Origin of the sequence: Bacillus sp. JJ1521 (assembly GCF_036965165.1) — a bacterium.
Lineage (GTDB): Bacteria > Bacillota > Bacilli > Bacillales > Bacillaceae_L > Ferdinandcohnia.
Map to the genome: position 1 here is coordinate 103,861 of NZ_JBALOX010000011.1, position 24,841 is coordinate 128,701.

The 24,841-nt window shown below is 33.6% G+C and carries 25 protein-coding genes and 1 riboswitch; of the genes, 2 read left to right on the forward strand and 23 right to left on the reverse strand.

The window, feature by feature from the left end; genetic code table 11:
• Positions 1–90 precede the first annotated feature (90 nt).
• Positions 91–651 carry a ribosome hibernation-promoting factor, HPF/YfiA family gene (gene hpf, locus V7147_RS02395; protein ID WP_335366257.1) on the reverse strand — a complete coding sequence of 187 codons (561 nt, stop codon included), beginning with the start codon at positions 649–651 and terminating at the stop codon, positions 91–93.
• Between the two features lie 533 nt (positions 652–1,184).
• On the opposite strand from hpf, the gene V7147_RS02400 reads away from it, so the two are divergent.
• Both V7147_RS02400 and V7147_RS02405 read left to right on the forward strand, forming a co-directional pair.
• Positions 1,185–1,673 (forward strand): CBO0543 family protein, encoded by a 489-nt coding sequence (locus tag V7147_RS02400; protein ID WP_335366258.1) that lies wholly within the window; start codon positions 1,185–1,187, stop codon positions 1,671–1,673.
• A complete protein-coding gene (locus tag V7147_RS02405) occupies positions 1,670–2,143 on the forward strand; it encodes a CBO0543 family protein (protein ID WP_335366259.1) in 474 nt (157 codons plus the stop codon). The genes V7147_RS02400 and V7147_RS02405 overlap by 4 nt, the downstream gene beginning before the upstream one ends.
• Before the next feature lie 29 nt (positions 2,144–2,172).
• Here the strand turns inward: V7147_RS02405 and V7147_RS02410 are convergent, their stop codons facing one another.
• The 22 genes from V7147_RS02410 to flgL form a co-directional block, all read right to left on the reverse strand.
• A complete protein-coding gene (locus V7147_RS02410; RefSeq protein WP_335366260.1) occupies positions 2,173–3,258 on the reverse strand; it encodes a sensor domain-containing diguanylate cyclase in 1,086 nt (361 codons plus the stop codon).
• A gap of 11 nt (positions 3,259–3,269) precedes the next feature.
• Positions 3,270–3,357, reverse strand: a riboswitch (cyclic di-GMP riboswitch).
• Between the two features lie 285 nt (positions 3,358–3,642).
• Positions 3,643–3,990, reverse strand: coding sequence for a hypothetical protein (locus V7147_RS02415; RefSeq protein ID WP_335366261.1), 348 nt, complete (start codon positions 3,988–3,990; stop codon positions 3,643–3,645).
• Positions 3,990–4,391, reverse strand: a complete 402-nt coding sequence (gene fliS / locus V7147_RS02420) for a flagellar export chaperone FliS (RefSeq protein WP_335366262.1) — start codon at positions 4,389–4,391, stop codon at positions 3,990–3,992. Before fliS ends, V7147_RS02415 begins: the two co-directional genes overlap by 1 nt.
• A gap of 34 nt (positions 4,392–4,425) precedes the next feature.
• Entirely contained in the window at positions 4,426–5,931 is a 1,506-nt protein-coding gene (gene fliD / locus V7147_RS02425) for a flagellar filament capping protein FliD (RefSeq protein WP_335366263.1), read from the reverse strand.
• Between the two features lie 14 nt (positions 5,932–5,945).
• Positions 5,946–6,317 carry a flagellar protein FlaG gene (flaG, locus tag V7147_RS02430; RefSeq protein WP_335366264.1) on the reverse strand — a complete coding sequence of 124 codons (372 nt, stop codon included), beginning with the start codon at positions 6,315–6,317 and terminating at the stop codon, positions 5,946–5,948.
• A 330-nt stretch (positions 6,318–6,647) separates the two neighbouring features.
• Positions 6,648–6,881 (reverse strand): flagellin, encoded by a 234-nt coding sequence (locus V7147_RS02435; protein ID WP_335366265.1) that lies wholly within the window; start codon positions 6,879–6,881, stop codon positions 6,648–6,650.
• The gene (locus V7147_RS02440) at positions 6,824–8,377 is read right to left on the reverse strand and encodes a flagellinolysin (RefSeq protein WP_335366266.1); all 1,554 of its coding nucleotides are present in this window, start codon (positions 8,375–8,377) and stop codon (positions 6,824–6,826) included. The genes V7147_RS02435 and V7147_RS02440 overlap by 58 nt, the downstream gene beginning before the upstream one ends.
• A gap of 479 nt (positions 8,378–8,856) precedes the next feature.
• Positions 8,857–9,813 carry a glycosyltransferase family 2 protein gene (locus V7147_RS02445; RefSeq protein ID WP_335366267.1) on the reverse strand — a complete coding sequence of 319 codons (957 nt, stop codon included), beginning with the start codon at positions 9,811–9,813 and terminating at the stop codon, positions 8,857–8,859.
• 43 nt (positions 9,814–9,856) lie between these two features.
• Positions 9,857–11,164, reverse strand: a complete 1,308-nt coding sequence (locus V7147_RS02450) for a glycosyltransferase (RefSeq protein ID WP_335366268.1) — start codon at positions 11,162–11,164, stop codon at positions 9,857–9,859.
• Positions 11,165–11,173: 9 nt separating this feature from the next.
• Entirely contained in the window at positions 11,174–12,430 is a 1,257-nt protein-coding gene (locus tag V7147_RS02455; RefSeq protein ID WP_335366269.1) for a UDP-glucose dehydrogenase family protein, read from the reverse strand.
• Between the two features lie 23 nt (positions 12,431–12,453).
• Positions 12,454–13,632, reverse strand: coding sequence for a glycosyltransferase (locus V7147_RS02460; protein ID WP_335366270.1), 1,179 nt, complete (start codon positions 13,630–13,632; stop codon positions 12,454–12,456).
• A gap of 23 nt (positions 13,633–13,655) precedes the next feature.
• Positions 13,656–14,753, reverse strand: coding sequence for an FkbM family methyltransferase (locus tag V7147_RS02465; RefSeq protein WP_335366271.1), 1,098 nt, complete (start codon positions 14,751–14,753; stop codon positions 13,656–13,658).
• A gap of 21 nt (positions 14,754–14,774) precedes the next feature.
• Positions 14,775–15,908 (reverse strand): FkbM family methyltransferase, encoded by a 1,134-nt coding sequence (locus V7147_RS02470; protein WP_335366272.1) that lies wholly within the window; start codon positions 15,906–15,908, stop codon positions 14,775–14,777.
• Positions 15,902–16,987 carry an NAD-dependent epimerase/dehydratase family protein gene (locus V7147_RS02475; RefSeq protein WP_335366273.1) on the reverse strand — a complete coding sequence of 362 codons (1,086 nt, stop codon included), beginning with the start codon at positions 16,985–16,987 and terminating at the stop codon, positions 15,902–15,904. The genes V7147_RS02470 and V7147_RS02475 overlap by 7 nt, the downstream gene beginning before the upstream one ends.
• A 31-nt stretch (positions 16,988–17,018) precedes the next feature.
• Entirely contained in the window at positions 17,019–17,798 is a 780-nt protein-coding gene (gene rfbF, locus V7147_RS02480; protein ID WP_335366274.1) for a glucose-1-phosphate cytidylyltransferase, read from the reverse strand.
• 27 nt (positions 17,799–17,825) lie between these two features.
• A complete protein-coding gene (locus V7147_RS02485; RefSeq protein ID WP_335366275.1) occupies positions 17,826–19,565 on the reverse strand; it encodes a glycosyltransferase family A protein in 1,740 nt (579 codons plus the stop codon).
• A gap of 50 nt (positions 19,566–19,615) precedes the next feature.
• Positions 19,616–21,490, reverse strand: coding sequence for a glycosyltransferase (locus V7147_RS02490; protein WP_335366276.1), 1,875 nt, complete (start codon positions 21,488–21,490; stop codon positions 19,616–19,618).
• 136 nt (positions 21,491–21,626) lie between these two features.
• Positions 21,627–22,439 carry a flagellin gene (locus V7147_RS02495; protein WP_335366277.1) on the reverse strand — a complete coding sequence of 271 codons (813 nt, stop codon included), beginning with the start codon at positions 22,437–22,439 and terminating at the stop codon, positions 21,627–21,629.
• A 185-nt stretch (positions 22,440–22,624) separates the two neighbouring features.
• Complete coding sequence (gene csrA, locus V7147_RS02500; protein WP_335366278.1) at positions 22,625–22,858, reverse strand: carbon storage regulator CsrA; 234 nt, start codon at positions 22,856–22,858, stop codon at positions 22,625–22,627.
• Between the two features lie 3 nt (positions 22,859–22,861).
• On the reverse strand, positions 22,862–23,308 hold the full coding sequence (gene fliW, locus V7147_RS02505; RefSeq protein ID WP_335366279.1) for a flagellar assembly protein FliW: 447 nt from the start codon (positions 23,306–23,308) through the stop codon (positions 22,862–22,864).
• A 15-nt stretch (positions 23,309–23,323) separates the two neighbouring features.
• Complete coding sequence (locus tag V7147_RS02510) at positions 23,324–23,896, reverse strand: DUF6470 family protein (RefSeq protein ID WP_335366280.1); 573 nt, start codon at positions 23,894–23,896, stop codon at positions 23,324–23,326.
• A gap of 50 nt (positions 23,897–23,946) precedes the next feature.
• Positions 23,947–24,834: a flagellar hook-associated protein FlgL gene (flgL, locus tag V7147_RS02515; protein ID WP_335366281.1), complete on the reverse strand. Its 888-nt coding sequence runs from the start codon at positions 24,832–24,834 to the stop codon at positions 23,947–23,949.
• Positions 24,835–24,841 lie beyond the last annotated feature (7 nt).

Here is a 24,841-nt window from a genome sequence, read left to right on the forward strand (position 1 = left end):
TGTAAATGTTTTTGGCTATGGGGGTTTTCCCCTATTTTTTCAAAAAAGAGGCAGCCTAATGAAAAGGCTGCGCTCTTGGAAATTTGTTATTTAGCTAGGTTCAATAATGCCGTACTTGCCATCCTTCCGGCGATACACGACATTTGTCGTATTCGTCTCCGCATTTGTGAAAACGAAGAAGTTGTGGCCGAGCATATTCATTTGCAGAATCGCTTCTTCACTATCCATCGGTTTCAAATCAAAACGCTTCGTACGAACTAATTCGTAATCCTCATCCTCCGGTGCTTCCTGAACAGCTGTCATCGTTCCAGCTCCACCATTAGCGAACATCGTCTTGGTAGAACCTTTCTCACGAAGCTTACGGTTGACTTTTGTTTTATGCTTGCGGATTTGACGCTCAAGCTTATCGGTCACAAGATCGATTGCCGCGTACATATCCTCATTAGACTCCTCAGCGCGAAGCACAAGCTGCGGCATCGGAATCGTAACCTCTATTCTATGATCCTTTGCATTATTTACTTTTAAGTTAACATTTACTTTGGCATTTGGAGTGCTGTCAAAATAGCGTTCAATCTTTCCGAGTTTCTTCTCAACATACTCTCGTAATGCTGGAGTTACCTCAATGTTTTCACCACGAACGTTGTAATTCATACATGAACTCCTCCTTTTAACTCTAATGCATTGGACACAGCCAAGACCCTTTTTAGGGTATCCAACCTGTGTATCAATATAACCTCTTATAAATTAAGGTTATATGTACTAATTCTACACACACCTCCCCAATTCCTGCTTTTTCGTAAAGGAAATTTGAAGAAATTGTGAATTTGTAAACATTAATTATGAGAGTGCGATGTCTAGTGATGGAACACCATTTGGTCAGGGGTCAGGCAAATCATCCCATTAAAAATGGACATAGTAATCCCACTACTCCTTTTTTATGAGTTTAATGTAAATTTGTAAACAATATGTGTAGGTGTAAAAATATATGCATGTCTAAGGCGAGTTATGAATGGAACTTGTGTGGTTTCTAAGATGAATGTGCTCGAAGAATTCTTCAGTAGTAGTATGTCCAAATTATGGGGGGAATATTGGCAAACTGGAAGTTATTTAACAGTAGTATAAATATGCAGGACAATGGATAAATTTTATCATCGCCTCACATATTAATTTTAAGGGTGATAGATATGAATTTCGACTATTATATACTTATATTATTGTGGATTGGCATACCGGTTGTGCTTTGGAAAGGGGTGCCCCGAAGCAGACTACGTGAAGCAATTGCTACCTTTTTATTTTTTCAAATGTTGACCTGGGTATTTGCCATCGGGCTCACATATGCAGGTTTACTTGAATCACCGGTTCGGTTTTTTCCACATGCATCAAAGGTCAGTTTCACAAATGAATTTTTAGTTTTTCCTAGTGTTGCTGTCTTTTTTCAGCTAAGCTTTCCCAAAAATGCAGCATATAAAAGGCGAGTGTTCCACTACATGCTATGGGTTGGCATCATTCTCTTCATTATGCTTTTATTGGGGACATTTACAAATACGATGACCGTAAACAAAGAAAGTATGTTAAGAAGCTTCTTTAATTTTATCATTGAATTATGGCTATGCCGCCAATATGTGTTATGGATAACCGAACAGCCTCTTCCTAGTGGGGTTAGAAGCTCATGAAGATGGAGCATATGATTTTATACATGATTTATGGATGTACTTTCATTTCATTAGCCTATATTCCAAAGAGTAAATGGAGAGAAGCAAGCATCGCCTTTTTGTTTCAACAGACTGTTACGTGGTCTCTTGGGTTAATACCTGTCGAATTCCATTTGCTTGAATACCCTGCTAGGGAACTCTCCAGCGTCAATGGCACTAGCTTATTATTTGAATTCTTAGTTTATCCGATTATCGGTAGTTTCTTTTGTATCTATTATCCACGAACAAATAAGAGGTGGAAGAAGTTTTTATATATAAGCGGCTTCTGTTCGGTACTAACCATATTGGAAGTCATCATTGAAAAATACACGGATCTTATTCATTATATCCATTGGGACTGGTATGTTAGCTGGCTATCTATGTACGCTACCTTATATTTATTATGGGTATTTTATAGCTGGTATTTTAAAATAGAAAAGAACCACACATAGTAGGAAAATTCTAAAAGTGTGGTCACGAATTAGTCACCTTTGAAAATTTGATAGTTGTTTTTTCCACGTTGTTTCGCCTGATACATCGCCATGTCGGCAAATTTTATTAATTCAATAGCATCTTTACCGTGCTGAGGATATAGGGCAATTCCTATACTAGGTGTGACCACTACATTTTTCCCCAGAATCACAATTGATTGAAATTGTTCGATAATCCGATTTGCCACCATCACACACTCATTCTCATTTGCGTCAGGCAATAAGACCATAAACTCATCACCCGCTAGCCTTGCTACTGTATCTTTTTGTGCAACGCTTTTTATTAGGTAATCCCCCGCTTGTCTAAGGAGCATGTCGCCTCCTTCATGCCCAAGTAAATCATTTACTTGCTTAAATCCGTCCAAATCAATAAACATCATACCAAACGTACCCTTGTTTTTTTCTGCCGTGGACATAAGATCATCCAGTTTATCCATGAATGCTCGGCGATTCGGCAAACCAGTTAACGCATCCTGATACGCCATTTGCTTGATTGTTTCAAATTCCTGATGTTGCACGGTGATATCCCGAGCGATCAATTCCCGAGCAGGATGTCCCTTAAAATCAACAACAGTAGATAAAGTCTCTAAGTCCAAGGTTGTTCCATCAATTCTTTTGATTTTAATATGATATTTAAGATGGCTGTTAGGATTTTTATTTAATTGTTCCCGATATTTGTTAATACTGTCCTCCGAATCGGGATGAACAAAGTCTTTTAGGTCACGGTTCAATAATTCAGATGAACGATTTGAACCCAATAACTTAACGCCGGAATCATTAATATAGAGGATTTTCCCTTTCCTATGGACAATAATCGCTTCAGGCGAAAATTGAACCAAGCGTTGATATTGCTCCTCTTGCTCATGCAATTGGCGAAGAATTTTCTTACCAGTATACAACGCCCAAAACAACAAGGCGATTTCGATTAGAGGACTCATAAGGTCGATAATGACTTCATAGTAACCCTTATCTTTAAAATGAAGAAATGTAATCACCTTATCATCTAGAAAATCCGTGATAGATAAAAATAAGATAAGAATAGATATGACAATAATCCGTTTACCGTATAACTCCAATACAGTCTCCTTTCGGCAATCCAGCCGTCTTAGCAGAAACCCCACCTTAGACCTGTGATTTTGCGCCCTCACCTTTTAGCAAGTTTGCCCTTATCGTTTTAAGCAGAACAAACTATTAGTAGTATGCAATGATTTGAAGGACGAGTAAATGAGTAATTATTGTTAATTGGCGTGAAAATAGAGTCAGCGCATGAATTTGTCCATGCGCCTCTCATAGATCGATACGTGCTGATCATTTATAAGCGTTGTTTGAATGGGGGCTTACATTTCTTCAGTAGTAGTTTATCTAAATTGTGGGGGGAGATTATTGGTTATATAGGAAAAAATGCCACCTTGAAAAAGATGGCATTTAAAGGGCAAAACTTATAACTCAAAAATGAAATTTCAATTTCTTTTATCAAAGAAACTACCATCCAAATTATAGGATTCATATGGGTTGCGGTATTTTTTTTGAGGTTCTTTTGATTTATTTAAAGTCAAAATATCTTGCTTAATTTCTGTAAAAAGGACTGTAAGCTTTTGTTTAATCACTTTGTCCATTTCGACAATTTTTTCTCCAATTCGTTTATCCTCTAAATTACTCGGCTGAACTATTTTAGTTAATGCCAAATCTCGTTTTTCTAAAAGTTCCATTATTTTTTCTATATACTCTTCCCTTTTTTCCTGATCAGGTTGTTGCTCCAAATGTAAAAGGAGTTTTTCGGTCAGAATATATAACTGGTTAATAGCCATTAAGCCATTCCACCCGTTTTAAATTGTTTAGCTCTATTTATACGAATAACCTCTTTCCAGGTATCACGAAATTCGATAACTAGATCCTCAGCTTCTTCTAATAGTTTTATATCATTATTGATATTAGCTTCAATTAATTTTCTATTAATAAAATCATATAAACGACGCATTTCCTTTGAGATTTCATAATCCATGTTTAAAGTAACCATTAGTTCACTAATAATGTTTTGGGCCTTACTTATATTAGTATGCTTACCCTCAATATTCTTTTCTTGTATTGATTTTTTAGCTAATGAAATAAACTTGAGGCATCCATTATATAGCATAAGTGTTAATTCACCAGGGGTTGCAGTAAAAACAGAATTATCCTGATACGTTTGATATGGATTGTGTACAGACATAAATCATTCTCCTTTCAATAATGCTAATTACTCCTTAGAAACCCATCATTCCCATAATGCTACTAGATTGCTCATTAAACTTTGCAAGAGCCTGTTCCATCGCAGTGAATTGTTTCCAATATCGATTTTCAATCATTGCTAATTTATTTTCCCAGACCTTCATACGGTCCCTAAGTTCAGATAAGTCTTGACCAATAACACTATTATTTAAATTATCTGGGCTACCGACACGACCAGCCTTCTTATTCAACTTGTCAATTGAGCTATTTACTTCGTTATAAATCCTTGAAGCTATTCCATCTTCTTTGGTAAAAAGATTCATGATTTCATCAGGGTTATCTGTAATTGCTGCCCGTAATTTTTCTTCATTAATCACAAGTTTACCATCTGTTGAAAGATATTCCGTAGTTATGCCAATTTCAGAGAGCATTCGGATATTCCCTGTTGGAATACTATCAACTGGACTGTACATACCCACACGTAGTTCATTCAACGTTCCTCTAATAATAGAGTCATTGGAAAGAAGCCCCTTTTTGGCTGCCTCATCCCATTTTTCAACTTCCTTTTCTGATAAGGCTTCCCGTTGCTCATCCGTTAATGGAGGAAAATCTCTGTTACGTTTTTCTTTTAACTTTGTGTTTAAACTATCAATTAGGGAGTTATAGTCATCTACAAATTTTTTTATATTATCAAAAATTGATTGAGTGTCGGAGGATATACTTACATTTGTTGGACCTCCAGATTTTAACACCTTAATGTCCATACCAAATACACTCAAATTATTAGTTGAACTAGTAACAGTAGCTCCATTTACTACAACTTCAGCATTCTTACCAGCTGCCTGTGGTCCTGTAGGCGTCAATGTTGTTGGTGTAATTGCTCCACCATTTACGATTGCATTTGCAACCCCAAAAGTACCTCTATCTGAAATCGTAATTTTTTGATTCGCACCTAGATCCTTTGTCGAAATGACAAACCTTGATGTAGCCTCATCAAAGCTTGCACGTAAGCCAAGAGATTTCCCGCTTGCATCAGTAAGGTTAGCAATTTTACTTGCAAGACTACCATATGTAGTCGTGTCATCAATAGTTATATCTTGATTTCCTGTGGCAGTTTCAATATTTATAACCGTTGTTTCTCCTGTTGCTAGAATCTTATCGTTTAGCTTAACATTGCTACCACCAGACGTAATTGCATTGGCAGATGTAACTTTGGCTACTTCCGCAATTGAGTTTACTGATAAAGTATAATTCCCTGGTACTGCGGATCCTTTTGCAGTAACCGACGCCAAACTTGAATCTGATGCGGATGCCTTATAGCCGTTAAACGAGTATTGAAATCGTAGTTTATCCACGCTTTTATTAAAAGTGGCTAGTTCTAGATTTACATCTCGATACGCGTCACGTTGCCACTCTAACCATTCCCTCTTCTGAAAAAGATTATCAAGAGGCATTCTTTCCGCTCTCATCAAGTCAGTTATGATCTGTGTCGTATCTAACCCCGAAGCAAAACCTGTGATTCTCATTTGGTTATTTACCACCTAGAGCACCTCCATTAAATTTTATTATCAATAAATAACCCTAAGTATTCTTTCATTGAAGCATAAATATCCAATAGCTTTTTGGGTGGTATCTCCCTAACTATCTCTTTTGTCTCGTCATTAATTAATGAAACATAATAGCTCTCCAGTTTTTCATGGTACACATATTTTAACGAAGTATGTGTATTACCTAACATAGAGTTCATATCTTTAACAATTTTATCTAATTCTTTTACAGTAATATCTTTTTCATTTATCTCTTGTTGTAATTTGCTTTCAGGCTGTTGGTCTAAGTTGTTATGTTTCTCTTCTATTAATTTAGTAGGAGAAGTACTAATTTTTACCTCTCCAATTGAATTCCTTGAAATAGAATCAACAGAGCCCATATTTATCCCCCTAAAAGGTTTTTCTATCTTTTATATCGGTAGATTCTGATTAAGTTTTACATATTATGTTCATTAATCTTTTTTTAACTGGTTCATATTGAAATTAGCAGAAGAATAATGTTTGGCATATTACACTTCCTTTACTTCATAAATCGACTTGATATTTTATTTGCTAATGACCAAATATATCTTTCAATCTTCCATTAATTAAAATAATGATAAAGGTTATACTAACTTCATGTTCAAAAAAGAAGAGCAACCATTTTCTTAATAATGGTTTGCTCTTCTGTTACTTCTGATCAATGCTTTAAGATGAATATATCTTAGTCTTTATCTCAAGAGTTGTAAAATGGCTTGGGGTTGTCCATTTGCTTGGGCTAACATTGCCTGGGATGCTTGTGTTAAGATATTTCTCTTCGTTAGATTCATCATTTCAGACGCCATATCTACATCTCTAATTCTTGATTCACTTGCTTGCAAGTTTTCTTTATAATTTTCATTGTTATTCAAAATATGCTCCAAGCGATTTTGCTGAGCCCCAAATGTTGCTCTTTTTTCTGACACAGATTGAATGGCTTCATCAATCGCCCAATTGCTTCACTCGCTGAATTTACAACATCTACCCCACTTACTCCTAATGAGGAACTGGTTACGTCAACTAAATCAATGGTTATAGTTTCACCTGCATTAGCCCCCACTTGCAAGATAATTGGTGGCGAGGTTACGACATAATCCCATTTTTCTGTAAAGGAGTTTACAACATCAAAGTTCGTATCTGTTGTATCTGCGGTCCAGCTTGTGTAAGACCCAGTTTCTTCTATGATGCTTTCAGCAGTTAAAATACCTCCACCGTCTGCATCTAAACCACCTATTGCACCGGTGTCGGTATTCGTTAAATCAATTTTATAATCATTGCCACCAATAAATAGATTTTTAGCGTCTGCTTTAAATTTAGTAACAAAATCATTTAGACCTGTAAATGCCCCAGACGAAGCAAGACGAAGTGCATCATCTAGATCATCGGATTCATTATTATCTAAATGTTGTAAAATCGTTCGTATACCTGCACTATCCCCAGCATCTTTGATTTTTTCATGAATGTAACGAACCGCTGTATATCCCATTGAATAGTCGAGGCTAGTTTGTCCCCAATATGCATCAGTTCCGTCACCAATACGATTAATCATTTCATTCATTTTCGAAACGCTGATTGCTCCATCCCTTACACCATCTTCCGAGTCAAGCCTCTCATCAGCTCCATGGATAAACTCAGCAACCCCTTCTGTAAACCACTTTGGCAATGCAGTAAAATTCATTGTTCTTCCCATAATCGCATGAACCATTTCATGTGCAATAATACGATCATTATACATAGGAGCAGTTCCACCATCATCACTCATAACAGGAATAAAATCTGAAAGGTCAATGTGTAATTCAAGGTCATCCAGCTTTCCAGTTCCACGATCATAACCTCTTACAAATGCTAATGTTCCACCTTTAGCCCCTTGATCAAATTTAATTGTCAGTTGAACATTATCAGCTGTTAATCCATACTCAGATTCCACTCGATTAACAGCCTCCGCTAACCAACCTCCTTGTTGTAAACCTGCGACCACCTTATCAACCTCAGCTTGATCAAAAGTTACCGAATTCAAGATATGTCGATTGTTAAAATGAGTATTGATTGTAATATTATCTATTTCTTTATTTAACTGTGAAATTTCAGCTTGCATTTTTTGTTTATCTTCTTGCGTGTACGTAGAGTTGGCAGCTTGAACGACTAATTCACGCCCTCTTGAAAGCAGTGAATGAATTTCCTGTAATCCACCTTCTGCTGTTTGCAATAGAGAGATTCCATCTAACGTATTCCTTGTAGCTTGGTCTATACCTCTTAATTGATTTCTCATTTTCTCAGATATTGCTAGCCCTGCTGCATCATCTGCAGCACGGTTAATGCGATAACCGGACGAAAGCTTTTCAAGAGAACTTTGTGCATATATAAGATTATTTGTACCAAGCCTGTGAGCATTTATTGCTGTAAGATTGTGTGTGATTCTCATGGTATTCACCTTTATAAATAGTGTATTGTCTTTATATTATATCGGCAAAAGTCTTCCATTTTTTAATGACAAAAACTTGCTTCGAATTTAAAAAGTAGTTTAGCTAACCTTGGATGGGTAGGAACAAACGCTATAATTTTACCAAGTGTTACAATTGGGGATTGAACCATAATTGGTACTGGAGAATTGGTAATAGAATCCGTGGTAACAAAAAATATTACCTCTCTTATGCAGAAGTTGGAGGGTTTCAGCTCAAGAAATAAAATTTCCTTTTTAACCAATTGATCATAGACGCTTTTACTTAAGTTTAATTGGACGACAGTCATTCCGAGTTTTCAATAAATCAGTCATGATTGATTTACCGCAATCCTCCTATTTCAAGCAAATGCATTTATAAGGAACAATTCGCATAAAAGCACCTCCTTAATTGATACGATTTTGTACCAAGGGGTGCTAGGGCTTACATTGCAAGAGCAAAATTATTCACAAATTTTTAATGTATTCTTAATAATATTTATTTCTCTATAGGTTAAATACTGGCTATTAAGTAAATCTGAAATATTATTTTGTAATTCTTTAATCATAAAATTATAAATGGAGTAACAGTTTGTTAATTGATTCTTTTTAATTTTTTCACACATCGAAACCATATATGACCATTCAGAGTATCTAGCGTGATCTCTAATTTCAGGTACTTTTTTAGAAAGATATTCAGTTCGCGTTTGAAAAGCATATAAGTATTCACTTAACAATTGAGGTGAAAGCTGTTCTGTTTGGATAAACCGTGTCATATTGCTTGCGTGTTTTGTAAAACGATAAAGTGGTTTTCCTCTAACGACAATTTTATTGGCATTTGCAAAAACTCTGTAAACAACGTGTATATCATCAACAAGTACATTGTCAGGAAATCTAATATTGTTAAATAGTGTTTTACGAAATAACTTCGTAGGAGGTGCAGTATTATATTTTTCTCGCTTGAGAAGCTCATCAATTCCTTGTAACTTGTTATACACTTTATACTCATCAAATATAAAATATGGTTCAAGATTTCCATCAAAGTCATTCCAACTACCACAGATTGATATGTCTGCCCCATTTTCACTTATTAAATCCCATAAAAATGCTAGCAGCTGCGGCTCGCAATAATCATCGTCATCAACAATTGTTACATATTCACATGACGCATTATCTAATCCAACATTTCTTCCGTTGGAGGCTCCTTGGTTTTCTGAGATATGAATCAGTCTTATTCTACTATCTTTTTTAGCATATTCTTCACAAACTTCATCACTTCCATCAGTTGAACCATTATTCACTAAAATTAATTCAAAATTTGTGTATGTCTGTGCAAGGATACTTTCTATTGACCGAGACAAAAAACATTTTCTGTTATATGTGCACAAGATAACACTTATCATAGGTATTTCATTACACACTAGAAAATCTCCCTTATAAAAAAACTCAAATATTACTCTTCCTTTATTCATAAATTCTTATAGCAAATTGTGAATCCTCAATTCCCATTTCTCTAATTTGTTTCACGATTGAATCCACAACTTGTTTTCTTTGAGAAGCAACAATGATAAAAACATCCTCGAGTGTGACAGGATACAATTCTATTAGACAATTGGGTAAACATACAGGTATGCCATTAATAATACTTCCACTTTTTTGTTTACTATTATCTATAAATCCTTTTACCTTATAACCTGCATTTTGAATAATTCGAGCTGTACCTTCACCATTGTAACCAGTTGGAAACACATATACATCTTTATTCTGTTTACCTTCAACCAAGCGTAATGTACTTTCTTTAACTAAAGATTGGTATTGAAGAAGACCTTCAAAAACACCAAAACTCTCAATGTAATCAAACAATTCATTTTTAAGTGATTTAGCAATATCAGAAGCTAATAAATCACTGTAAGCATTTAAAATTTTAGCTAACTCTTTTATTTGTTCAGTGGTATAAGTATCACACCTGGTTGCAAACAAACCAAGCAAAAAGTTCGCCCTTCTAATAAGTAATTCCCTTCGGGCATCTGTATATTTTTTTCCACGTGCAAATTTTAATAAGTGTAAGGCTACAACTAAATGAGATTTGCTGTTTAAATATGTCTTACTTGATGTAACCGAACCAATAGCTCTTGGTCTATAGTAATAAAATGGGTTACTCAATAAAGCAAAGTTTTCTGCACAGCAAATTACTTTAGGAAACCACTCCTCATCTTCCGAGTGATACCCTTCAGGAAATTTAATATCATTTTCTAGTAAGAGTTGGCGTTTAACTATAAACCTCCACGGGGTACATAGTAAATTCGGTAAACTAACAAGATATTTAGCAACCTCATTTGAATTAGCATTTAAAAAAAAGGTTTCATCTAGAGGAATATCTGAAGTTATAAAGGCTCCTCGCTCAGGTATACAGATAAATTGGCCAAATAGTACAGAAGGTGATAATTTAATCAATTCATTTGCTATGCGAGAAAAACTAGAATCAACATAATAGTCATCACTATCACAAAAATGGATATACTCTCCAGCAGCTATTTCAAATCCTGCATTGCGGGCACCTGCAGGAAGAGCATTGCTCTCGAGTTTAATAAGTTTGATGTTTGGATATTTTTGAGCATAGACCTTACAAATTTCTCCACTACGATCAGTTGATGCATTATCAACCAGGATAATCTCATAATCTCTAAATTCCTGTTTTAATATACTTTGTAGACATTCATCAATATAATTTTCTACATTATAAACAGGAATAATAATACTTAATAAAGGCATACATTCACCTCATAGGAAATATCTACAATCTACAACCGGCTTATCTGGGTATTTTTTGTTAATATTCGAAAAAACATCCCAAGCAGTGACGAGAACAAGAACATCAGAATCATCACAAGTACCTTTTAGATTATCATAGTATTTTATTTCTTTAATATCATATACTCTTGCAAATTCGTTGTTAGCAAATGGATCATAAGCAAAAAAATTCGTATATCCATTATCTAACAAGAGTTTGATAATTTTTGCTGAAGTGCTGTCCCGTACATCATCGGAACCAGGTTTAAATGATAATCCAAGTATACCAATTTTGTCATTTGTATTAGCAACTTGCATAATTTTATCCACCATAAACTGCGGCATAGAGTCATTAGTCGTAATAACATTTTTAAGGATTAATGGTTCGTAACCTTTCGATAGGGACTTTGCATACATTGCTTGTGTATCTTTAGGCAAGCAGTAGCCACCATAACCTGCACCAGGATAAATGTAGCTTGACATATTACCATTACCCCATCTTCGATCTAAATGTAAGATTTCAAATGCTTCCTTAATCTGAATGTCACCGATGGCATGTCCTATTTTTGACATCTCGTTTGAAAAACTAATCATAGTAGCAAGCATTGTATTGGATAAATATTTTATATATTCACCTGTATTTAAGGATACAGCGAAAAACGGGGAGTCGAAACTACTATATAACGATCGTAGCATACTTTCTCCTTTCTCATCAGCAACACCGCAGACTATTCGATCAGCATTCATCATATCTTCCCAACATTTACCTTCCCGTAAAAATTCGGGATTATTTGCGATACTAAATGTTTCACCGGGAATTATTTGTTTTGTTTTTAAATAAGGGATAACCCTTTCTGATGTTGTAGATGGGGGAACAGTTGATTTCAAAACTATTACACGATGTTTATCATCATTTAATATTGATGAAAACATATCAATTGCAGAAAATATATATTTTAAATCTGCCTCACCATTTCTCCCTTGAGGAGTACCTACACATAAAAATACAAAGTCACTTTCCCGAACATTTGCCTCTACCTCATTTGAAACAAAAAACTGTTTATCGATATGTCTAAGTAAAGCCGAGTCTAAACCTGGTTCTACAAAAGGCAACTTTCCTGAGCGAATAATGTCCCTTCTATCACTATCAACATCAAATCCATATACTTTATGCCCTTTTTCTGCAAGTGCCAATGCGGTAGTCAAACCAACAAATCCAAGCCCCATAACAGTTACGGTATATTTCATCTATTAAACCCCTTATTAATTATTTATTTACAGGCATCTTTATATTTAACACCATTCAAATAAACCTCTTGCATCCGTGGTGCCACGTTCTTTACATCATATTCCATTAATTTTTTTAAATTAACCCTCCTATTATCTGGCTTTTCTATTCTAGAGAGGATATAATCCGCCCAATACTTCGCATCTTTTTCTAATGGAATATAATCGACAAGTCCCAGATTTGGCTCTGGCTGACATGCATCTGAGACATAACAAGGTAGCCCAGCTGCCTGTGCTTCAATTAACACATTACCAAATCCTTCATATTTTGAAGGTAGTAAAAAGTAGTCGGAAGCACTTAAAGCATGAGGAATATTCGTATTTTCTCTCAACATTGTAACTTTATCTTCAATTTCTAATTTCTTTATGTGATCCCTTATTTCCTCTTCAAGTGTTCCAGGTCCTGTTAGAATTAAATGTATGTCTTTCCTCACTCTTAACATTTCTGCAAAAAAGTCCAGGAGAAATATTTGGTTTTTTTGAATAGCATATCTTCCAACGTTAATGAAATTTATTGTTTCAAAGGGTATCTCCAGTTCTTTACAAGCATCAACTTTTGGATAAGATGAATTTATAAAGTCTGATATTTTCACAGGATTTTTTGGCACATCTGCCCTAAAATCCTCCATAATATTTTTGCCAAATAAATATTGACATGCAGCTCTTGAGCACCCCCATATATGTGTTGCGAAATGCTTACAAAAAAATAATCTTAATCTCCTTGTAAATAAAATTCTACGATTTGGCTTATTTTTATCATCAAATCCTGTATTTCTACTATGAACAATCCTCACAGGAATTCCCATAAGTTTAGCTACGATAATTAAAAATCCATCAAGATGGGGATAGACTATGTGTATAGCTGAATAAGCTTCGTTAATTTTTAATATTTTATAAAAATAATATATTGAATAAAGATCCATAAAAACATTCCACTTTTTATTTCCCTTATGACTTGTCCTCTCAAATAGATTAAGGATCCTTCCACCATAGGATTCTATTTCATCATGAAAAAACCCCCTTTGGGGCTTTCTAACTATAAAGTCAATTAAAATCTTCTCGCGGTCTAAATTACGATATATTTCCATAGTAGTTTTCTCTATACCACCTACATCCATAGGGACTCCACTTACAAATAATACTCGCTTTGGCACTTTATCCATTTGTTTAACCCCTTAGTCTCATACTAGTCAGCCACAGCATAACAAACTGTTTCGTATATATTAATGTTGTAGTGTCTTAGATATATTTTATACTCAGGTACTATACTTTTTAAATATAAGGGAATTTCTATAAAATCAAGAGGTTTATGATATACGCAAATTGCAAGTTTAGGTTTATATTTTTTTATACTCTTTTCCGCACCTTTTAATGCTTCTAATTCTGCACCTTCAATGTCCATTTTGATAAAAGTTATTGGTTCATTATTAAGAATTCTATCCACATTGTCTACAGGTATTTCAATATTTCCATCTTCGTTAATGTTACTCGATCCATCGTTTGTTCCACTGAATCGAAATACATCTTTACTACTCCATAGCCCATAAGGTAGAAGTTTTATTTTTTCATTACCTTTAAACTTCTTTAAAAATTCTATATGCTTTGTTTCTTCAGGCTCAAAAGAATACAACTTTTTGAATTCACCCTTAGTTTGTCTAACAAATTCCTCAACCGTATCCCCCGTATAGCCACCTCCATCCACAAAAACCTCATGAGAGGTTAACTTTATAATTTCCGGATCAAAATATTGAGGTGTCTTACTCTTTAAAGGAATAAGATATTTAGGATTACCACTTATACAACAGTTTATTCTGTCTGTAAATATTTGTTTTGAACGATTATCAGAAAGAAAATTATAGACCAAGGAAACCTTATCTTTATTTTCATTTATGACTTCAGGGAAGTCACGATACTCATCTTTAGTAAATCCTGCAATTGGTAAAACTATTCTACTTTCAAGTTTTTTCGACTCTAATAATTCATAAATTTCTTCAAAGTAATCCAATGAAGTTATAGTTATAAAATAGTCCTTATACCTTCTATTCACTTCATCAAAACTAATAACAGGTATGCCTTCGATAGTTGTTCCCCATTTTAAAGGACTGTTATCACAAAAGATAATTTCTGAACAATATCTTTTTATTACCTTTAAATAATATTCCCCCCATTTACCAGCACCAAATAATATCATTGGTTTACTATTTATATGTTGAATGATTTGATTAAACGATTTAAAAAATTCTGGTCTCTTCTCAATATTTTCAATAAAAAATGTGTTATTCATTAATCGGTATCCTCACTTCACCTATTTAACAACTGCATAACAAACTGTCTCTGATGCACTGTTATTATAATGTCTCAATTTAAAACTGTACTCAGGTACAATCGATTTTAAATAGAGAGGTATTTCAATTAAATCCAGAGGTTTATGATAAACACAAATAGCAAGCTTTGGCTTATATTTTTTAATTGTCTTCTCTGCACCTTTTAGAGCTTCAATTTCAGCACCTTCAATATCCATTTTTATAAATGTTACAGGCTCTCGCATTAACGTTTCGTCAATAGAAACAACAGGTATTTCAATATTTCCGCATTGAGTTACTTGACTACTTCCGCTATTTTCGGAGCTAAACCGCAGAACATCATTACTTTTCCATAGACCAAAAGGTTTAAGCTCAATATTGTTATGTGAGGAAAGTCTTTTAAAAAATTCTTGGTGTTTAGTATCCTCTGGTTCGAAAGCGTATATTTTCTTATATTTCCCGTTTACAGCTTTTAAAAATCCCTCTACTGTATCACCAATATAAGCACCACCATCTATAAATATTTCATCATTAGAGAAGGAAATAACCTCAGGATCAAAATATTGAGGTCCAGTACTTTGTTTAGGGATAAGATATTCATTATTCGCCGTAATACAGTAGTTAATTCTCTCATAGAATATATCTTTGGATTCGTCATCAGATAACATATTAAAAACTTCAGTAAATTTTTCTTTATTTCTTTTTACCACATTATAATAATTTTTGAATACTTCATAAAAAGGTGTTTCTGATACAATCACATTTTTCGAAGATGGATTAATAATATTCTCTTCTAGATTAGACTTTAATAGTTGACTATAGATTTCATCTCGGAATTGAAAAGTCGAAATTATAATATAACTTTCTCTATATTTGGTCACTAATTCCTCAAAACTAATAACATTAATTTCATCTATTTTTGAACCCCATTTATTTGAATCATTATCACAAAAAAGTATTTTCTCAGCTTTACAGTATTTTTTACAGTAAGCTAAATTAATTTTTCCGATAATACCCGTTCCAAATAAAATAATTGGTTTTTGCTGTTTATTTAACAATTCGTTAGCATTACTAATTAACAAATCAATTTGATTGGTCTCTTGCCTAAGATATTCAAGTGAAAACTTTCTTACCAAATGTATTCACTCCTTTCACATTCAAAAAGATAACTTAGATACCTTCTAATACCTTCTTCAATGTGGATTTGAGGTTTATATCCTAGTAAAGTTCTCGCCTTTGTTATATCTGGGCAACGGCGATTAGGGTTGTCTGTCAAATACTCTTGGTCGGAATGAATTTTAAAAGAAATATTCCCTTCATAACCAAATTCTTTGCCAATTAACTTGTATAGTTCTGCTAATTTCAAAATGGAAATCTCCAAATAATCAGAACCTATATTAAAAACTTCAAATTCTCCGTAAAGTGCACATTTTATATAACCTATGGTTGCGTCGGGAATATAGTCAAAAGTACGGGTAGGAGTACCGTCTGAAAATATTATTATATCTTCCTTATCAATTATGGCTTTTGCAAAATCAGCTACTACTCGCTGGTCATTTAATCTCATACCTGGGCCAAAATTGTTAAATGGGCGTACTACCGTTATAGGCATCTTAAATTGACGAGCGAAATAATAACACAGGGTTTCTCCAAACCGTTTAGACTCATCATAGCATGCCCTCGGTCCACATGTATTTACATTCCCCCAATAAGATTCCTTCGTCGGAATATGTTCTGTTGTCGGGTCACCATATATCTCACTACTTGAATAAAAAAGAAACCCCTTTAACTGTCTTCCTTTAAAGAAATCTAATAGCCTTCGTAGCCCTGTCACATCAGCATCAATTGTTTCGATAGGATGCTTTCTATAAAACACGGGTGATGCCAAAGAGGCCATATGAAATATTAGATTAGCATCTTTGGTAAACTCCAAGTCGCAATTTATTATATCTAATTTCCTCAAATCAAATATTGGATTATTAGATATTCTCTCTAACCACTTTGGTTTTCCAAACATAAAATTGTCTATTCCATATACTTTTGTAACCCCAAGTTTTTCCCCATATATTGCAAAAAAATGCAAAAGTGTATATCCTAGTGACCCGGCATAGCCTGTAACTAATATTGTTGAATTTTTTAATTTTTCTTTGTCCTCGTTGGATAATGTTTCATAAATAAATTTCATATCCATGGATGTAATTTTTGGTGTGTTCACATTATTTTACTCCTTTTACTTATAATGAATGTTACTTCCAGACTTTCCAAGGCGCCTTCTTCATTCTCCACAGTTCTTCTAATACTCCTTTATCACGCTGAGTATCCATACACTGCCAGTAACCATAATGCTTGTAAGCATTTAGTTTACCTTCATTTGCCAACTTCACCAATGTGCTTTTTTCAAAAACTGTGTTATCACCTTCAATGTAATCAAACACTTCGGGCTCTACCACCATATACCCTCCATTGATCCAACCACCATCTTCTATGGACTTTTCTACAAAGCGCTCTATTCTGTTGGATGAATCATTTATTTCTAGCATTCCAAATCGTCCGCCTGGTTGGGTTGCGGTGATAGTAATATAACCTCCTACCTGTTTATGGAAATTTTCTAAATCATTAATGTCTACATCGGACACACCATCACCATAAGTTAACATGAATGGTTCATTTCCAACATATTTTTGTATCCTCTTTATTCGTCCACCTGTCATTGTATCTAGTCCTGTATCTACTAATGTTACTCTCCAAGGTTCCGATACATTATTATGAATAGTTAACTTATTGTTATTTGCAAAATCAAACGTTACGTCCGATGTGCGGAGATAATACTCAGAAAAAAATTCTTTTATCACATATCCCTTATATCCGAGGCAAATGATAAAATCATTATAACCATAATAACTATAAGTCTTCATAATATGCCATAGGATTGGTTTTTCTCCTATTTCTATCATTGGTTTGGGTCTTAAATGACTTTCCTCACTTATTCTAGTTCCGTATCCACCAGCTAAAATTACTACCTTCATATGATTGATCACCTCATGTTTTACATCTTAGATTGTTCCTAATTCCTCTAAAATTTGTCTTTTTTCACTTTCGTCCTTACACAGGTCATATGCTTTTTGTAAATATATCTTTGCTTTTTCTAAATGTCCTGCAATAGCATATGCCTTTGCTACAAGCCACATCGATGTACTGTCATCTGAATAGAACACTGTTAAAACAGTAGCAGTTTCAATGGAGGTTAATACATCATCATGTAAAATTAACAAATAAAGTTTATAGCATAAAGCATCCTTATCAAGAGGGTAATTTTCAAGAATTTCGAATGTCAGATCTATTGCTCCATCAAAGTTATTTGTGCTTATTTCATTTTCAATTTGGAACTTAGTTTCTTGTATTGAATTAATATCCGCCTTTGTACTTATTAGTTTAAGCTCCTGTTTAAGTAAACCATACTCTGAAGTTTTATATCTTTTTTCAAAATTTCTTATAACTTCTTTATAATCTTTATTTACAAGATCTCTTATCGTACTAGTATTTAGAGTAAGAACCTCTCCAGTAAGATTCATTTTTTTTATATTTTTAAATTCCATCCTGTTCATAAACAACATAAAGTCAATAAAAACAACTCCGCCAAAATGGTTTACATTTTTTTTATCGAAGAGTGATGATAAATATAACAAAAATGCATTGTGTTTATTCCCATTAACAGTGGTTGCCATCTTTAAAGATAGGTATAATCTAAAAACATAACTCTCCATTGCAATTATTAGGTCTTTTTTATCCAGGTATTGGAAAATTTTATCAACAAACACTCTGAAATCCATGAAAAGATTATTCAAATACCCACTTTTCTCCAAAATTTCAATTATATTTTTATCGGAAAGTATTTCTTCGAAAACTTCTAATCTATCACTTATTTTGACTGAACCAGCATTAGTAGCTGCTGACATACAATCTTTCATCGAAGAATATAGTACACCTGCAATGAACTTTAGATTTTCATTACTTAGTTTTCCCCAGTTCTCAAGTAGTTTTTTCGTTTCATCATAAATAAGTTTATAATCTTTATACCTATACTTATCAACTTGCGAATGTGAAAGTGAATCCATTCTAACCCTGTAATAATGAAGCACTTTACTAACCCCTACAACAGAGTTTGAATGCCTTATCCAATCGAGACAAAATATGGTGTCCTTACCGTTTTTAATTTTTATTTTGTTGTTTTTACGAAATAATTGTTGCTGCTTAACTACTGTATACTTAATTAGTTTTCCCCACATTGGTCTAAAACACCCATATATTTGTGGCAATATATCACCAAAACTAGTAATATCATTAACAATAAAATCTGGAGGACAACGAGTTCCTAGCAAACGGGAGTCTTCCTCTTTAAACATTGACGTACCACCAACAGCAATATCTGCATTACTTATCTTTGCACTTGTATATAATTCCGTTAAGAAATCAATATGGAGAAAGTCGTCACTATCTAATACACAAAAATACTCTGTTTCCAATTTATCCAAATAATCGAGGTAATGTTTATTCGGGGGTTCATCAAAAAGGATAGTGTTCCTTTTATTTCTAAAGAGTTTAATCCTATTATCTTTTTCTGCATACTCTATTAATATTTCACTAGTCTTATCAGTAGATCCATTGTCTATTATAATCCATACAAAATCTGTAAAACTCTGTTTTATTACACTTTCTGCACATTCGCGAATATAGTTTTCAACATTATAGGCAAACGTTTGAATGGTTACTGCCGGTATCTCTTTTTTTTTCACAAATAGAGCTCCTTTAAAAATATTCAAGCAAACTAAATACATCCAGTCTTCTATTTTATCCACCTTGATAATGGATATTTTTGTTTTATTATACTCTCCACAAGTCTTAAACCTTCATTATCGTTTAGTTCTCTATAAACTCGGTAAACTTTTTCATAAAGTTGATATTTACTTTCTAAATTGATTGCACGGTCATAAAAAGACAATGCCTCAATAAACTGTTTTTGTTTCACACATGTGTCTGCTAACAATTCAACTACTTTAAGGTTATTAGCATTCTCTTTATAACTATCCAAAAGAATATTTTGCGCTAATTGGGTGAGAGTGTTAGTATGCAACACTTCTGCTAATTTGAATGTTGAAGAACTAGAAGATGAAAGGATGTTAAGTAAATATTTGAGATTTTTTTCCTCATTCATATAGATGAGTCTTTCCACTAAAAATATTAGTATTTCTTCTAACTCCATACTTATTTGTGAAGGTTCTATTTCCTCTTTGTTAACTATTTTTTTTAATAGTTTCCATTCCTTAGCACGCAAATTAAAATGATTTTTACATTTATCTAGTAATTGATCTTTGATAAGTAAATAGCTTAGTAAAATGATGTCCTTAGCCTGACTATTTTCAATTTCATTATATTTAGACCATAAACTAAATGCTCCCTTATAATCCTTTGCGTATAGCTTTGAAATCGCTAGAACTGAATCATCAACCGTTAGCTTATACAGATCAATATAATGTGTTAATAGCGGACTTTTCGAAACTGTCATTACAATAACTAGATTTCTAATATCATCTGTATTCTGTATTGGATAGATCGTTTGTAAGTGTTCTTTCACTTGATCGTTAGGTATTTTTGTTTTTTGAACAACTTGAAAATACATCATTAGTGCTGGCATATGATGTTTATTATAATTCAGTGCATCTATAGCCATATCAAATGCATCTAAATTTTTTCCCTGTTTAATATAAATACTCCCTAATCTTACACAAGATAAAAAGCTTCCTACGCCTTCTAAAGTTTGGAAAAGTTTAACTTCACCTAGTTTCAAACATTGCTTATAAGCTCTTTCAGCATCTATAAAATAATTTAACTCCTCGTAGATTTTACCTTTCAAGAAATAAAAATCTGTATAATTCGGAAAGCTTTCAATAGATGCATCTACTACATTTAACGCATCTTCATAACGTTTTAACTGTCTTAAGCAGTCAATCATATTATAAAGAAGAGTTTTAACATACAATCTATCCTTTGATAGCGGATATGCAATTTGATATGCATCAATAGCCTTTTCATATTCATGATTAGCTTTATATTGAGTGCCAAGGTTGTAATAATTATATCCACTTGGGTTATTTTCTACTTCTTCAAGTAATAGTTTAATATTCCGTTCATGTTTTTTCTTTTCTATCACAATTTCTTCTTTGTAACCTTCATGATTGATTAACATATTAGCAAATTGATGAGTTAAATTTAGTGATTTATCCTCTACATTTAAATGCTCATGAATTTTCCCGAAATAGTTTAACCCTCTATTATTTTTAAATAAACGAACTGCTAAATGAAAGATAGCCCCCCCGCTTGTTAGGTGATTTTTGATTCGAACTGTATAATGATCCACTTCTGTCTCAAGTATGTTTTGGATATTACAAGTTTCATCCAAATATTCATCAGCATCTAGTACTAAAATATATTCTGAAGTCGCTTTTTCAATTGAAGCATTTCGTGCGTAGGAAAAGTCGTCATTCCATTCCAAATCAAAAACTTGTGCATTAAACAGATGTGCAATTTCTTTAGTCTTATCAGTAGAACCAGTGTCAATAATGATTATTTCATCAACTTTACCCTTAACGCTTGAAAGACACCTGTCTAAAAACTTTTCTTCGTTTTTAACAATCATACATAGACTAATTGTTTTTCTCATTCTATTTGCTCCTACATTTCGACATTTTCTACTATTATTATCGGAGTTTTCATAAATAGTTTTAGAAGTATAATTTTTCCAAAAAAAAAAAAAAAAAGCCAGATCTTATGAAAAGATCTAGCAATATTAATACTAATTATCTTAAAAGTTGTAGTACACCTTGTGGTTGTTGGTTAGCTTGAGCAAGCATTGCTTGTGCAGCTTGAGTAAGAATGTTATTCTTAGTCATGTTCATCATTTCACTTGCCATATCTACGTCACGAATACGAGATTCAGCGGCTTGTAGGTTTTCTGAAGTAGTACCTAAGTTATTAATTGTGTGCTCTAAACGGTTTTGAACAGCACCAAGGTTAGAACGATTTTCCGCAACAGTATTGATTGCTGTTTGAATTGCATCCAATGATGCTGAAGCAGTAGCTTGTGTACCATCTACCGAAATAGCATTCACACCTAGAGTTGCTGCTGTTGCATCAACTAAACTCATGCTAATAGTTTCATTGCCATTAGCACCCACTTGGAATGTTAATGTGTTCGTATTGTCTAAAAGGCTCTTCGTATTGAATTTAGTTTGAGTAGCAATTGAACCAATTTGAGCAGTTAACTGATCAATTTCAGCTTGAATTTTTTCAGCGTCAGATCCTGTAATTGTTTCATTGCCGCCCTGAACCGTTAACTCAGCCATACGTTGAAGCATTGCATGGGTTTCATTTAAAGCACCTTCAGCAGTTTGAATTAAAGAAATAGCATCTTGTGCATTTTTTGAACCTTGCTCAAGTCCACGAATTTGGTTACGCATTTTTTCAGAGATTGCTAGACCTGCTGCATCGTCTGCTGCACGATTGATACGGTATCCAGAAGATAATTTCTCCATAGATTTTGATGCATTAGCGTTGTTGTAAGATAATTGACGATGAGTGTTCATCGCTGAGATATTGTGATTAATTCTCATTTTGTAATTCCTCCTTGAGTTTAACCCACATCCATGTGGTATGTTTTTTTGAGCAGTTGTAAAATAAAGTCGGCCGCACTTTATTCTACCACTGCCTTCAATACTATTATCGACAAGATTTTTAGATGTTTAATAGATTAATAAATATTTTTAAAAATAATTAAAGACTCATCACTCGACGAGTCTTACAGAGATTTTTCACTTTTAACCCCTATCTTTTTAACTAGTTCAACATTTACATTGGACGCTTCTATATTCTCTTTTATTATTTTTTCAAATATTTCTTTGCGATGGATTTCAATATTCTTCGGTGCTTTTATACCCAATTTCACTTGGTCCCCATCTATATCTACAACTACTATTTCAACATCTGGTCCAATCATAATGGACTCATTTAACCTTCTTGTTAAGACTAACACAGACTATCCCTCCTGCCCGCTGGAGGATTTTCGATAAATTTTATGTTTTGTTCTGTATGTAGATTCATTTAATATGATTTGCTTTCCTTTATTTTTATTACGATTTATTACTAAAGGAGCTTGTAAATTTGCGGTAGTTTCTTCAATAGGTTCAACTAACGTAATAACGGTGAAGGTCATAACATCATCCTTTGTTTCAATTAATAAATTTTCGAGGTCATCCTTTGGAATGTCATATTCATACTCTTTAAAGTGTATAAATGGTTCTGAAATAATAAACGCTAACCCGTCAGAATTAACAGATTGAAGGATGAAGAACACGGAATCATCTGATAAGGGCAATATGACATATTCCTTTTCGTCAGGAAATCCTGGTATTCCAAAATCAAATGAAATAACATCTTTTACATCAATTTCTACTTCACCATGATATTTTGTTTTAATTTTCATAAGTTATCACCAAAATTATTTTATTTGATCAAAATTTAACCCGACATAATCAATTGAAAGGGAATTTTTCGGGTTCACATATGCTACTACTTTACCTGGGGTATATGTATGAACTGGTCTATTTACATCAACTTCGATCTGTGGCTTATTTGTCGTCCAGTTTATTGAAACATGTGCTGGATCATAGTTTACATTCACACTAAACTGAGAAGGTGTTGATCCAGTATTAAAAAAGGTTTCATTTTGACTATTTCTTATAGCTTGCTCAATTATAGGGTTTCCCCCATTTTCAATTTTCATTAATTCATTTCCCTCTTCAGCAATTCTACCAATAGCTTCAAAGGAAATATTAATTCCATATTGAGCGTTCTCCTCAGCTCTTTTTAATGGAGGCTTCAAGTCTAAGTTTTCCCATGCAAGTGTCTGATCAATTGTTAGTCTTCCGGGTGTTCTATTTATATTCATTTCCGCTGACGGCTGCTCGATTGTCATTTCTGCAGGACGTTGTTCAATTTCCTGGATAGGTTTCTGAATATCTAAGTTTAGTTTTGCATATTGAGATTCGATACGAATTTGGGGTAATTGCATAAGTTCTTTCTCCTATTAAAAAAGCTATCTTCATCGATAGCTTTTTTATCTTATCTTATAAAATCAACAAGTGTTGGTTGGATAATACTTGACCCAACACTTAAAGCCGCTCTATGAATACTTTCTTGTGTTTTTAAATTCATAATCACTTCTTCAACATCGATATCTTCATTGTCTGAAATCATTTTTGTAGCAATTATTTTTTGTGAACTTAATCGGGATTCAATTAATTCTGCACGATTTGTTGCTGCTCCAATTTTTGAACGAGCAGCTGTAATCGTGTCAAGATGACTTTGAAACCCTTCAATGAATCTACTTAAATCAGGATCATTTTCACCTAATGCTGGGTCATTTATTGCAATTTGAAAATCATGTAAATCTTTTAACGCTCCAGCAAAAAGAGTATCAGCTGTTTGGTTTACCTGTAATTTGACTCCCTTGGATACTTCAATCTCAATTTTATCTTGATTCCCATTATATGTGTAGTTTGTACCATCATAATTAATTGGCTGTTCATTTGTGTTGGACCCGCCAAAAATGTATTTTCCCGCAACTTGAGTATTTGCTATTGATAACATATGTTCCTTTAACTGTTCAATTTCAGTATTGATCTTCTGACGGTCATTATTTGTTAATGAACCATTATTGGCCTGTGTAACTAATTCACTTACGCGATGAATGACATCACCAGCTTTTTCAAGGGAGTCCTCACTGTTCTCAAGCCAACTATATACATTTCCTAAGTTTCTCTCATGCTGTTCAACTTCAATTAAACTTGTCCGGTTTTGCATCCCTTTTATCGCGACTACAGGATCGTCGGATGGACGGGTAATCTTCTTTTGAGTGTAAAGCTGTTCTTGATACTTTGCCAATCTCCCATAGCTACTATTTAAATTACGAAGCATATTATTAGAAAGCATTGTCTGGGTTATTCTCATTTATTTC